Here is a 13,265-nt window from a genome sequence, read left to right on the forward strand (position 1 = left end):
TGTTCACCTGACGAAGACGAAAATTCATTTGCGGTCGCTTTCGCCCGCTGCAGTAGACATGAAAACGGCAGTTTTCATTCGCCGCAAACGGCGCTACCTATTTGAAACGCTTTTTCGAACGCGCGCCTGCGCAATTCCACGGATACTTCCATGACCAATGAAACCATTGTCACCGCCGCCATGCTGGCCATCGGAGACGAACTGCTCTCCGGCCGGACGAAAGACAAGAATATCGGCCATCTCGCCGATGTCATGCTGCTGTCGGGCATCGACCTCAAGGAAGTCCGTATCGTTGCCGACGATGAAGACGCCATCGTTGCGGCGTTGAACGCGCTGCGCGGTCAATATGACTATGTCTTCACCTCCGGCGGCATCGGGCCGACGCATGACGACATCACCGCCGATGCGATCGCCAAGGCATTCGGCGTGCCCTGCGAACATGATGCGGAGGCGATGCGGATAATGGCGGAGATGTATGCCAAGCGCGAGATGGAGTTCACCGAGGCCCGCCAGCGCATGGCGCGCATGCCGGTCGGATCGAAGCACATCGCCAATCCGGTTTCGACGGCACCGGGTTTCAATATCGGCAACGTCTATGTCATGGCCGGCGTGCCGCAGGTTTTTCAGGCGATGCTCGACAATGTCGTGCCGACACTGCGCTCCGGCACCCGCATGTTGTCGACGGCGATTTCCTGCCCTTACGGCGAAGGCGAGATCGGCACGCCGCTCGGCGCCATCCAGAAAGCACACCCGGATACCAGCATCGGTTCCTATCCGCGCTATGTCGGCCAATCCTTCTCCACCGAGATCGTCGTGCGCGCCCGTTCCGCCGAACTGGTTGAAAGTGTCGCAGCCGAGGTGCGGGCGATGATCGAGACCATCAGGCAGTCGAAAGCCAAGGAAAATCAGTCCGCTGAGGCATGACGCTCAACGAGGTCTTTTCCTTCGGAAGGGAACCGGAGTGAGATCGGCGCATTAATATCATGCGGAATGATGATATAATGAACCGATCCGATCCCTTCCGCACGGGAGATCACGTCATGTCCTACAAAACCATTCTGGTCATTCTCGACACGCCCGACAACGCGCAGGTCGCCGTCGATTTTACGGCAGCTCTCGCCAAGGAGCACGGTGCTCACATTGTCGGCCTGCATGCGGAAATCGTCTCGACCGTGCCGCTGGTCGCGCCGATGGAGATCCCCGATCCGGTCGCCGTGCAGGCCTTGCAGGATATGGCACATAGCCAGGCCGTCGAAATCGAGCAGCTGTTTCGCGCGAAAATGGAGCGCGAGGGTCTCGACTATGAGTGGCGCAGCTTTACCAGCACCGTTGGCTATGGCTCCGAACCCCTGATCGAAAGCGCTCGCAGCGCCGATCTGCTGGTTGCCGTACAGCCCGATCCGTCCAGATCCTCCGACTCGAATGTCGACGTCGAAAGCTTCCTGTTCGAAAGCGGCCGGCCAGTGCTGATGATCCCCTATATATTCACCCAGCCGAGGCCGATCCGCCGCGTGCTGATCGCCTGGAACGGCTCGAAAGAAGCCGCCCGCGCCACCTTCGACGCCATGCCGTTTCTGAAGGCTGCCGACACCGTGGAGATTTTCTCGGTCGACACATCTCAGAGCTCCAAGCATTCACCGACGGAGACTAGCCGCGAGATCGAGGCGACGCTTGCCCGCCATGGCGTTCGTGCCACGCTGACGACGGAAAGCTGCGGCGGCAAGACGCCATCACAGGTCATCGAGAACCGCCTTGCCGACAACTCGATCGACCTGCTCGTCATGGGCGCCTATACGCATTCCTGGCTCTGGCAGCTGATCTTCGGCGGCACGACACGAACACTGTTGAAGTCGATGACGGCGATGACGCTGCTGGCAAGGTAAAGTGCGCGTGTAATCTCCTGAAAGGCATGCGATCGCCCCGCTTCGGCGCGCCAACCCAGCTTTTGCACACCCTGCGGAGCGCGCGGCAAAGCGGCAGCTCTTGCCTTTTGGCCGTAAATCCAGCAGAAAACAGCGACCGATGACAGAATTCCCGCCAGGGAACCATTCGCGCGGTCCAGGGAACATGCCCCAAACTGCCCAGAAGCTTCTGGGTGAGATCATGTTCCGGCAGACGGCGGCGAATTGCGTTTCAGGATTAGGTCCATGGTCCGCGCCCGTCGCGGGGTCTGCTCAGGGTCGCCGGTAGCGCCGGTGTGTTGTTATGTCTGCTCCCGGAGCTCCTGAGCCATGTCCCTGCCCGATAAAGCCTTTCCCGTATCCTGGGATCAGTTCCATCGCGATGCCCGCGCCCTTGCCTGGCGGCTTGCCGGCCTCAACAAGAATTTCAGGGCGATGGTCTGTATCACCCGTGGCGGCCTCGTTCCCGCGGCCATCATTTCACGCGAACTCAACATCCGCATGATCGAGACCGTCTGCGTCGCCTCCTACCATGATTATTCGAGCCAGGGCGAAATGAACCTGCTCAAGGGAATCACCGCGGAACTCCTCACTGACGGCGGCGAAGGCGTGCTGGTTGTCGACGACCTGACAGATACCGGCAAAACCGCCCTCGAAGTGCGCGCCATGCTGCCGAAAGCACATTTCGCCTGCGTCTATGCCAAGCCGACCGGCGTGCCGACCATCGACACCTTCGTCACCGAGGTCAGCCAGGACACCTGGATCTACTTCCCCTGGGACATGGGCTTCACGTATCAGGAGCCGATCGCCAAGGGCCATAAAGGCTGAAATCGACTCGGGGCTCGCACGAATCAGCGGTGATTCTCCGCAATGCATGCGACCCATCTAATATATCAGCAATAGAGGTGGGCGCTCCGGCGCCCACTATATTTAGTAGCCTTCGCCCCACAAGAATACGCGGGATTCAAGGCCTTCCACGCGAATCATAAGACGCCACAGCATGGTTTTGCTCCAAAACCAATGGTTTCGGGGCCACGTTCACAATATTGTCGCGCTGGCCTCGGTCGTTGAAGGTATTTACCCCTAAAGCGGTCGTGCGAAGGGCGAGCATTTTCCGCCAAGCACTTGAATCTTCTGACATCCCAGCGTTTCCCCAGTTTCCACAGGTAAGCCCACAAGATATTGTGGTTAAAAATCTGTCGCAAACCACCCCTTGACGGAATCGGGTCTTTCAAACTTAATGAGAACCGTTGCGGCGGCGACTGGGCCAGGCGGAATAACGAGGGGCTGGTCCTCAACTCGAAATCGGATTTGAATTCAGGGCGATGCACCAATGCTGGTGGCGCCGTGAGGCTTTTTGTGCCGATGTCGAAGCTGCCAAAAAAACACATGCGGGGACTGGCGGCAATAAGCTGTTAATACTATATTTAGTGTTTGCAGCCACCATCGCCACAAGATACAGGAAAGTCATCTCCGAATGACATCCCCTGTCAGATAGCGGAATGAGCAATGGCTGCGCGTTGAAGTCGCGAGGCCAGACGAGAATTTTTGCGCCCTGTTTACGAGGCAGGTGTGCTCCAACGAATGAGGTTATGGGACCATGCGCATCGAACGTCGCTTTACGAAGGCAGGCCAGTCACCCTATGCGGAGATCGAATTCCGCAAGGCCACCAGCGAGATCAAGAATCCCGATGGCTCGATCGTTTTCCGCCTCGAAAACATCGACGTGCCGGCGCAGTTCTCGCAGGTCGCCGCCGACATTCTGGCGCAGAAGTATTTCCGCAAGGCCGGCGTTCCGACCAAGCTGAAGAAGGTTGAGGAAAACGACGTTCCTTCCTTCCTGTGGCGCTCAGTTCCGGATGAAGCTGCCCTGAAGGACCTGCCGAAGGAAAGCCAGACCGGCTCCGAAATCGATGCGCGTCAGGTTTTCGACCGTCTGGCCGGCACCTGGACCTACTGGGGCTGGAAGGGCGGCTATTTCTCGTCCGAGGAAGACGCCTCCGCCTTCCAGGACGAACTTGCCTATATGCTCGCCACCCAGCGCGTCGCACCGAACTCGCCGCAGTGGTTCAACACCGGCATGCATTGGGCCTACGGTATCGATGGCCCCGGCCAAGGCCACTATTATGTCGATCCCTTCACCGGCAAGCTCACCAAGTCCAAGTCGGCCTATGAGCATCCGCAGCCGCATGCCTGCTTCATCCAGTCGGTCGAGGACGATCTCGTCAACGAAGGCGGCATCATGGACCTCTGGGTTCGTGAAGCCCGCCTCTTCAAGTACGGCTCCGGCACCGGCTCCAACTTCTCGCTGCTGCGCGGCGAAGGCGAAAAGCTGTCCGGCGGCGGCCGTTCCTCCGGCCTGATGAGCTTCCTGAAGATCGGCGACCGCGCTGCCGGCGCCATCAAGTCGGGCGGCACGACGCGCCGCGCCGCCAAGATGGTCGTTGTCGACATCGACCATCCGGATATCGAGGAATATATCAACTGGAAGGTCAAGGAAGAGCAGAAGGTTGCCGCCCTCGTCACCGGTTCGAAGATCGTCGCCAAGCACCTGAAGGCGATCATGAAAGCCACCGTCAATTGCGAAGGCGACAATGACGATTGCTTCGATCCGGCCAAGAACCCTGCCCTGAAGCGCGAAATCCGCGCGGCCAAGAAGGATCAGGTTCCGGAAAACTATGTCCAGCGCGTCATCCAGTTCGCTCGCCAGGGCTACAAGGACCTTGAGTTCAAGACCTACGACACCGACTGGGACTCGGAAGCCTATCTGACCGTTTCCGGCCAGAACTCGAACAACTCCGTCTCGATCAAGGACGAGTTCCTGCGCGCTGTCGAGAACGATGCCGACTGGCACCTGACCGCCCGCAAGGACGGTAAGATCATGAAGACCCTGAAGGCACGCGACCTCTGGGAATCGATCTCCTACGCCGCCTGGGCATCGGCCGATCCGGGCCTGCACTTCAACACGACGATGAACGATTGGCACACCAGCCCGGCTGCCGGCCCGATCCGCGCATCCAATCCGTGCTCGGAGTACATGTTCCTCGACGACACCGCCTGCAACCTCGCTTCGCTGAACCTGATGACCTTCAAGGACGCGGCCAGCAAGCGCATCAACATCGCCGACTACGAGCATGCCGTCCGCCTCTGGACCGTGGTTCTCGAAGTCTCGGTGATGATGGCGCAGTTCCCGTCGCGCCGCATTGCCGAACTCTCCTATGAATACCGCACGCTCGGCCTCGGCTACGCCAATATTGGCGGCCTGCTGATGTCCTCCGGCATTCCCTATGACTCAGACGAAGCCCGCGCCATCGCCGGCTCGCTGACCGCGATCATGACCGGCATCTCCTATGCGACCTCGGCCGAAATGGCGTCCGAACTCGGGACATTCCCGATGTTCAAGCCGAACCGCGAGAACATGCTGCGCGTCATCCGCAACCACCGCCGCGCCGCCTACGGCGAGACCTCCGGCTATGAAGGTCTGGCGGTCAACCCGGTGGCGCTGATCCACTCCGAAAATCCGGATCAGGATCTCGTTGCTCATGCCAAGGCTGCTTGGGACAAGGCGCTGGCGCTCGGCGAGAAGCACGGCTACCGCAATGCCCAGGCAACCGTCATCGCGCCGACCGGCACGATCGGCCTCGTCATGGATTGCGACACCACCGGCATCGAGCCTGACTTCGCCCTGGTGAAGTTCAAGAAGCTCGCCGGCGGCGGCTACTTCAAGATCATCAACCGCGCCGTTCCGGAAGCACTGCGGGCGCTCGGCTATAGCGAAAGCCAACTTGCCGAGATCGAAGCCTATGCTGTCGGCCATGGCAACCTGAACCAGGCGCCGGCCATCAACCCCTCGACGCTGAAGGCCAAGGGCTTCACCGACGAGAAGGTGGAGGCCGTCAACGCCGCGCTGAAGAGCGCCTTCGACATCAAGTTCGTCTTCAACCAGTGGACCCTCGGCGCCGACTTCCTGAAGGGTACGCTCAAGGTTTCCGACGAGCAGATGGCCGATATCAGCTTCAACCTGCTCGACCATCTCGGCTTCTCCAAGAAGGACATCGAGGCCGCCAACATCCACGTTTGCGGTGCGATGACGCTGGAAGGCGCACCGTTCCTGAAGAACGAGCATCTCGCCGTCTTCGATTGCGCCAATCCCTGCGGCAAGATCGGCAAGCGTTACCTCTCGGTCGAAAGCCACATCCGCATGATGGCGGCTGCCCAGCCCTTCATCTCCGGCGCCATTTCCAAGACGATCAACATGGCCAACGAAGCAACCGTCGAGGATTGCAAGAACGCCTACATGCTCTCCTGGAAGCTCGGCCTGAAGGCGAACGCGCTCTATCGCGACGGCTCCAAGCTCAGCCAGCCGCTCAACTCCTCGCTGATCGAGGACGAGGATGACGAGGATGCACTGGAGGAATTCCTGCAGGCTCCGGCTGCCGCCCAGGCCGTCACCATCACCGAGAAGATCGTTGAACGCGTCATCGAAAAGGTCGTTCGCAGCCAGGAAAAGCTCCCCGGTCGCCGCAAGGGCTATACCCAGAAGGCCAAGATCGGTGGACACACCATCTTCCTGCGCACCGGCGAATATGACGACGGCCGCCTCGGCGAAATCTTCCTTGATATGAACAAGGAAGGCTCGGCCCTGCGCGCCTTCATCAACAACTTCGCCATCTCCGTCTCGCTCGGCCTGCAATATGGCGTGCCGCTCGAGGAATATGTCGACGCCTTCACCTTCACCAAGTTCGAGCCGGCAGGCATCGTCACCGGTAACGACGCGATCAAGAACGCCACGTCGATCCTCGACTACGTGTTCCGTGAACTGGCCATCTCTTATCTCGGCCGCCACGACCTCGCCCATGTCGACACTTCGGACTTCAACGCCACGGCACTCGGCCGCGGCATTTCGGAAGGCAAGGCGGATGTGTTCTCCAAGGGCCTGACCCGCGGCTACAAGCCGACGCTGGTGCCGACTTCGGGCGAGCGCCCGGCAGCCGAGGTCAAGGGTTCGGCCACGGCCGCCCCTGCCCGCGCCTCCTCGGTCTCGACGATCTCCGCTTTCTCCGGCAATGCCGTGCGCAAGCTGGAACCGACGAGCGCCATCTCCACCTCGGAAGTCGTCGCCTTCAAGCGCGACTATGAGGAACGCGCCAAGGAACTGGCCGAAGAGATTGCCGAGGAAGTGGTCGAAGAAACCGGCCTCTTCACCGACAAGTCGGCAGAAGACGCGGCAGCGGCCAAGGCCGACGCCAAGAAGCTGGAATCCGAACGCCGCGCCCGCTCCATCATGCAGGGCTACACCGGCAACATGTGCACCGAATGCCAGAACTTCACGATGGTCCGGAATGGAACTTGCGAGAAGTGCGACACATGCGGCAGCACCAGTGGGTGCAGCTAAGGAAAGGTGGGCGGGCTTTGCTTGGGCTTGTCACAAAGTGATTATGCCCAGGTTTCCGCGCATTTTGTTCTGTTAGAAATGTCAGAGAGCGGCCGAAAGGCCGCTCTCATTCGTTAGAGCGAACCTTTTGCCGCAATCATTGCAAGGCCATAGGTTCCTGTTCGCTTCCCCTGACCCGTTCCCTTGATATCCGTGTTTATACTTGGCTCTGTTTTCGACCATCGATAGAGAAAGTGAGATCCCCGTGTCCTACACCGCTTCCAACCTCCTCCTCGATCTTGACGGAACATTGGTCGATTCCCAACCAGGTATCCTTTCAAGCTGCCGGGCGGCATTGCGGGCTCTTGGCCATGAAACGGACCCGGAGATGGATATCCGCTCGATCATTGGGCCACCGATCGAAGACGTGATGCGGTACCTTCTCAGCTCATTCGGCGATAATCGTATCGCGGAAGCGGTCGACGCCTACCGAGCTGACTATGGAACTCGCGGTCTGTTGCTGAGCGAGCTTTACCCCGGCATCAGGGAAACACTCGTCGAGCTGCATTCTCAAGGCATCCGCCTCCTTCTGGCGACTTCCAAACGGCAAACATTCGCACAGCGTATTCTTGACAATCACGGACTATCGGACCTTTTCCAAGGCATATATGGCTCGATACCCGGAGCCGGTCTGGACCATAAGCCCGAACTGCTGGCGCATATTCTGCAGGATACTGGACTGGCCGCCCAGAACTGCCTGATGGTCGGCGATAGAAAATTTGATGTCGTCGGAGCCCACGCGAACCAGATGCGTGCCGTCGGTGTTCTTTGGGGCTACGGCAACCGTGAAGAACTCGAACTTGCTGGCGCGGATCTTATTCTAGTTGCACCAGAAGAATTGAGGTCATTGTCGAGGTAAGACGCGCGCTACCACTCTTCCTTGTTTTGAACCTCCTGGTGCCTGTTTCGGCTTATTTCATTTCGCATGCGTCCGAACGGCATAAGTACCGGCCAGGAAACCACGGGCAGTTATAACTTCATCTATCTGGACTTCCGATGAACGAACACATGAATTCCGTTGAGCTTAAGAAGGCATTTCGTCTGATCAATCACGGCCCGACCGTGCTCCTGTCGGCACGACATGGCGGCATCGACAATGTCATGGCCGTGGCCTGGTGTTGCGGTCTGGATATCGATCCACCGAAGCTCACCCTGGTCGTCGACAAGGTTGCGCAGACGCGCGCGCTCATCGAGACGAGCGGGGTTTTCGTCGTGCAAGTTCCGACGGTCGCCCAACTTGCGCTGACACGGGAGGTCGGAACCCGGACATTGCACGAGGAGCCAGATAAGCTTCAGACATCAGGTGTCTCGGTCTTCGAAGTGCCAGGATACGATCTGCCGTTCGTTGAGGGGTGCTCGGCTTGGCTTGTCTGCCGACTGGTCAGCGAGCCGCATATTCAGGATGCCTACGACCTCTTCATTGGCGAGGTCACCGCTGCGTGGGCGGACGACCGCGTGTTCCGGGACGGGCATTGGCATTTCGAAACGGCGGGGCCGGAATGGCGCAGCCTTCATCACGTAGCGGGTGGGCACTTCTATGCCATTGGGGAGGCGCTTTCGACTGCGGCCGAAACGGCCTGAAATCGCGTTCCCTTATATTCGATGCCTAATTGCGCTCAACTCCTGCCGTCCAAGACTGTCCGTAGCAACACAAGATCGAATGTGACCCTGGGCGAAGGATAGAGGCCATATCTGTCACATCTGACGTTTACATGGTCGCCGCCATCACTTACGGGAAGGCCCATATTGTGGGTTTAAGGGCGAACGATCATGCTGATCAAGCAAAGCGACTACCATCGGATATACCGGGTCATCAATAGCCTGCTGATCAACGAAAACGCCAACCCTGCCACGGCTTCGATGTATTTCAGCACGTTCGGAGCCTTCATTCTCGAACATCATTTCAAGATCAAGGCAAAGCCGAAGGGCGGTCTCGCCGCTTACAATCTTGATGGAAAACACATTCTTTTCGCCGACCAGCGCGACGATGGCTATGTCTCCGGCGCTGGCGAAAACTTCCACTGCTGGCTCGAAGCGGATGGTTGGGCAATCGACTTCATGGCTCCGGCATTCTCAGAAACCGCACCAGGCCTGTTTATCCGTTCGAAGATGTTTCAGCGTCCGCTTTCATCCATGGCTCAATCCATCAACGATCTCAGCCAAACAGGAGATTTCTTCTATCATTCCGAGCCGGAGGCGACGGCCGAGCGTTTCGCGGATTGGCGCAAGCATCCGATGATCGGAGACCTCGCCACCGTTGCCACGAACTGGTTTCGGAAGTCTCCCAAGCAAATGCAGACGTCAATCACAGTTCGGAATCAGGACGGGAAAACCAACCTTGTGCCGCTCGTCGGCAATTCCCTGGTTGGCGCGTGGTGATGTTCGAAAGCTCGTTCGAGCCGACGTAACGGTCGTGGGATGGCTTCGCGTTTGCCCGCAAAGAGTTTGCTAGATATCGTAGGGCGCCCGGGCAAACACACCTAATCAGCCGTCGATCAATTGATGGCATGTCGAGGCATTCAGAGATGGTCATCAAAACCCGACGCCGGTCTGCCTGGCAACTCCTTTTGCTGCCCTTGCGGCTCGTCATAACCGTGCTCGTCATCATCAGCGAGGTCGCCCGACCACTGTATCGGCCGTTCGTGAACTGGTTCTCCTCGCTCTCCATCGTAGTGCACTTCGGCGAGTTTGTTGGTTCGTTGCCACGAGGCGTCATTCTCGTTCTGTTCGTCGTCCCGCTTGCGATTGCCGAGCCGCTGAAGATCTATGCTCTATTCGTCATCGCCAGGGGTCACGTGATTTCCGGACTCATCATAATCGCATTGGCGTATCTGATGAGCTTCCTCCTAGTCGAGCGCCTTTTCCACGCAGGCCGCGAGAAGCTGCTGACTTACGGCTGGCTGAAATGGATTATGGATCGTGTGGAGGTTGTTCGGAATTCTGTCGCCGACATAAAGAGAAGCGCCGTCGCAATGGTAAGCAGTTGGCTGCGATAAGCCGCTTGGACGAAGGATAGGCTGCTATCCAGTCTGACGCTGACCAGCCCTGGCTTGAAAAACATTGATTTCCATGATGCTCGATGGAGCATTGCAAGACAGCAATTGAGGTGGATCAACACTCACCACATCAATGCTGCGGATGCATGCACTCCCCGTGATCCGCAAGGACCTCGATCACCCGGCATTGGTCGACGCGGCCGTGGCCGCAGCCTTTTACCATCATTTCCAGTTCGGCTTTCAGCGCCGTCAGGCTGCGGATGCGCTGTTCGACCTCGATCAGGCGGGCCTTGGCGATAGCATCGGCCGAGGCGCAGGATTGGTGCGGGTCGTCCTGTAGCGCCAGCAGAGTGCGGATGGAGTCGACTTCGAAGCCGAGTTCGCGGGCGTGGCGGATGAAGGCGAGCCTGTGCAGATGCGACTGCTCGTAGGAGCGCTGGTTGCCCTCGCTCCGCTCCGGCTCGGCCAGGAGACCGATGCTCTCGTAATAGCGGATCGTCGGCACCTTGACGCCGCTTTGCCGGGCCGCTTCGCCGATCGTGATCTTTTTCATATTTTCCTCTTGCACCTCTAGTCACTAGAGGATGTAGGAAGGATGTCACGGTTTGACAAGGAAGCGGATCATGGCAGCAGCGACACAGACAAAGTACAGAGTTGGCGGCATGGATTGCGCATCATGCGCGGCCAAGATCGATACGGCTGTGCGGCGCATGCCCGGCGTCGAGGATGTCTCGGTTTCGGTGACCGCCGGCACGATGACCGTGCGCCATGACGAGACCAGCAACCTTGTCGCCATCGAAAAGAAGGTGGTCGGCCTCGGCTATTCCGTCGCGCCGCTTGCCGGCAAGGCAGCGCCCTCGCCCGCTGAGCACCAACATGACGATCATGGTCACCAGTGCAAAGGCGATCATGACCATTCCCATGATCACAGCGGCCACGATCATTCGGCGCATGACCATGCTGATCACAAGCACGCGGAAAAGGAGATCGAGGAGCTGCATGGCCACGACCATGCGCCGACGAACGGCCCGTGGTGGGCGAGCAAGAAGGGCCGGCTGACGATCCTGTCAGGCGGGGCGCTGGTTGCCGCCTATGCTATCGGCCATCTCGTCCCCTCGATCGCACCCTATGCCTTCATCGTCGCCATGCTGGTCGGTCTCGTGCCGATCGCGCGCCGCGCGGTCATGGCGGCTCTGGCGGGTACGCCCTTTTCCATCGAAATGCTGATGACCATTGCGGCAGTCGGCGCGATCGTCATCAACGCCGGCGAAGAAGCGGCAGCGGTGGTCTTCCTCTTCCTCGTCGGCGAGTTGCTGGAAGGTGTGGCCGCCGGCAAGGCGCGCGCCAGCATCCAGTCGCTGGCGACGCTGGTTCCGAAAACAGCGCTTGTCGAGGATGGTGGCCAGACCCGCGAAGTCCAGGCCGATAGTCTCAAGGTGGGCACTGTCATCCTGATCCGCCCCGGTGACCGTATCGCCGCCGATGGCGTCATCGTCGAAGGTGAAAGCGCCATCGATGAGGCACCCGTGACCGGCGAAAGCACGCCGGTGCGCAAGGGCATCAACGCCAAGGTCTTCGCGGGCACGATCAACACCGATGCCGTGCTGCGCGTCAAAGTCACCGCGGCCGCCGCCGACAACACGATTGCCCGCGTCGTCAAGCTGGTCGAGGAAGCGCAAGAGTGCAAGGCGCCGACCGAGCGCTTCATCGACCGTTTCTCTCGCTATTATACGCCAGGCGTCGTCGCCGTCGCGGCGCTGGTCGCGGTAACGCCGCCGCTGGCGGCCGGCGCGAGCTGGATGGAATGGGTCTACAAGGGTCTCGCCATCCTGCTGATCGGCTGCCCCTGCGCGCTCGTCATTTCGACGCCCGCGGCCATCGCGGCCGCCCTTTCGGCGGGTGCTCGCAACGGCTTGCTGCTGAAGGGCGGCGCCGTGCTGGAGACCATGGGCAAGGTGACGACGGTCGCCTTCGACAAGACGGGCACGCTGACCGAGGGCAAGCCAAAGGTGACCAATGTCACCGGTTTCGGCTTTACCGAGACGCAGGTACTGTCCAGAGCCGCCGCGCTGGAGAACGGCTCGAGCCATCCGCTTGCGCTTGCGATCCTGGAGCGGGCAAAGGCGGACGGGCTCCCGGTTCCGCCTGCCGCCGAAGCGAAGGCCCTGCCCGGCAAGGGTGTCAGCGGTCGGGTTGGCGGCGAGGCCATATTGCTGCTCTCACCGCAGGCGGCGCGGGAGATCGAAGCATTCTCGACCGAGCAGGAAGCACAGATCGTGGCCCTGAACGATGACGGCAAGAGTGTCTCCGTGCTGGTCGTGGAAAGCAGGATCGCGGGCCTGATTGCCATGCGCGACGAGCCGCGCACTGACGCTCGCGCCGGGATCGAGGCACTCAGAACAGCTGGGATCAGCGCCGTCATGCTGACCGGCGACAATGCACGGACGGCGGCGGCCATCGCCAAGGGTCTTGGCATCGAACCGCGCGCCCAGCTCCTGCCGGAGGACAAGCAGCGCATCGTGCGCGAGTTGCAGGCGCAAAAGCAGGTCGTCGCCAAGGTCGGAGATGGCATCAACGACGCGCCGGCACTGGCGGCCGCCGATGTCGGCATCGCCATGGGCGGCGGCACGGACGTGGCGCTGGAGACGGCCGATGCCGCAGCTCTTCATGGCCGCGTGACCGACGTTGCCAACATGGTGGTGCTGTCGCGCACGACGATGAGCAATATCCATCAGAACATCACCATGGCGCTCGGCCTGAAGGCGGTGTTTCTGGTGACCACGATCGTCGGGATCACCGGCCTCTGGCCGGCAATCCTCGCCGATACCGGCGCCACCGTGCTCGTCACCGCCAATGCGATGCGGCTGCTCGGATGGAAGGGCGCGAGAGCGTAAGGGTGGATCCTTCGGGCCTCTAACGGCGAAGGCGGGTCGG

General features: G+C 59.9%; 10 protein-coding genes. 9 read left to right on the top strand and 1 reads right to left on the bottom strand.

The window, feature by feature from the left end; all coding sequences use genetic code 11:
- The first annotated feature begins 150 nt into the window (after positions 1 to 150).
- The 8 genes from AC1RO0_RS30260 to AC1RO0_RS30295 all read left to right on the top strand — a co-directional run bounded on the left by AC1RO0_RS30260 (position 151) and on the right by AC1RO0_RS30295 (position 10,331).
- On the top strand, positions 151 to 924 hold the full coding sequence (locus tag AC1RO0_RS30260; protein WP_498596220.1) for a competence/damage-inducible protein A: 774 nt from the start codon (positions 151 to 153) through the stop codon (positions 922 to 924).
- A gap of 116 nt (positions 925 to 1,040) precedes the next feature.
- Positions 1,041 to 1,883, top strand: coding sequence for a universal stress protein (locus AC1RO0_RS30265; RefSeq protein WP_498596221.1), 843 nt, complete (start codon positions 1,041 to 1,043; stop codon positions 1,881 to 1,883).
- A 348-nt stretch (positions 1,884 to 2,231) separates the two neighbouring features.
- Positions 2,232 to 2,729: a xanthine phosphoribosyltransferase gene (gene gpt / locus AC1RO0_RS30270; RefSeq protein ID WP_007690857.1), complete on the top strand. Its 498-nt coding sequence runs from the start codon at positions 2,232 to 2,234 to the stop codon at positions 2,727 to 2,729.
- Positions 2,730 to 3,501: 772 nt separating this feature from the next.
- Complete coding sequence (locus tag AC1RO0_RS30275) at positions 3,502 to 7,296, top strand: vitamin B12-dependent ribonucleotide reductase (RefSeq protein WP_498596222.1); 3,795 nt, start codon at positions 3,502 to 3,504, stop codon at positions 7,294 to 7,296.
- 244 nt (positions 7,297 to 7,540) lie between these two features.
- A complete protein-coding gene (locus tag AC1RO0_RS30280; RefSeq protein ID WP_498596223.1) occupies positions 7,541 to 8,194 on the top strand; it encodes an HAD hydrolase-like protein in 654 nt (217 codons plus the stop codon).
- A gap of 137 nt (positions 8,195 to 8,331) precedes the next feature.
- A complete protein-coding gene (locus AC1RO0_RS30285; protein WP_498596224.1) occupies positions 8,332 to 8,916 on the top strand; it encodes a flavin reductase family protein in 585 nt (194 codons plus the stop codon).
- Positions 8,917 to 9,105: 189 nt separating this feature from the next.
- On the top strand, positions 9,106 to 9,714 hold the full coding sequence (locus tag AC1RO0_RS30290) for a DUF2026 domain-containing protein (RefSeq protein ID WP_498596225.1): 609 nt from the start codon (positions 9,106 to 9,108) through the stop codon (positions 9,712 to 9,714).
- Between the two features lie 146 nt (positions 9,715 to 9,860).
- Positions 9,861 to 10,331 carry a hypothetical protein gene (locus tag AC1RO0_RS30295; RefSeq protein WP_498596226.1) on the top strand — a complete coding sequence of 157 codons (471 nt, stop codon included), beginning with the start codon at positions 9,861 to 9,863 and terminating at the stop codon, positions 10,329 to 10,331.
- 130 nt (positions 10,332 to 10,461) lie between these two features.
- On the opposite strand, the gene AC1RO0_RS30300 is transcribed toward AC1RO0_RS30295, so the two are convergent.
- Positions 10,462 to 10,884: a MerR family transcriptional regulator gene (locus AC1RO0_RS30300; RefSeq protein WP_183692840.1), complete on the bottom strand. Its 423-nt coding sequence runs from the start codon at positions 10,882 to 10,884 to the stop codon at positions 10,462 to 10,464.
- A 70-nt stretch (positions 10,885 to 10,954) separates the two neighbouring features.
- Here AC1RO0_RS30300 and AC1RO0_RS30305 point away from each other — a divergent pair, with 70 nt between their 5' ends.
- Positions 10,955 to 13,225, top strand: coding sequence for a heavy metal translocating P-type ATPase (locus tag AC1RO0_RS30305; protein ID WP_498596227.1), 2,271 nt, complete (start codon positions 10,955 to 10,957; stop codon positions 13,223 to 13,225).
- Positions 13,226 to 13,265: the final 40 nt, after the last annotated feature.

The organism is Rhizobium sp. GW821-FHT14E12, assembly GCF_058803745.1.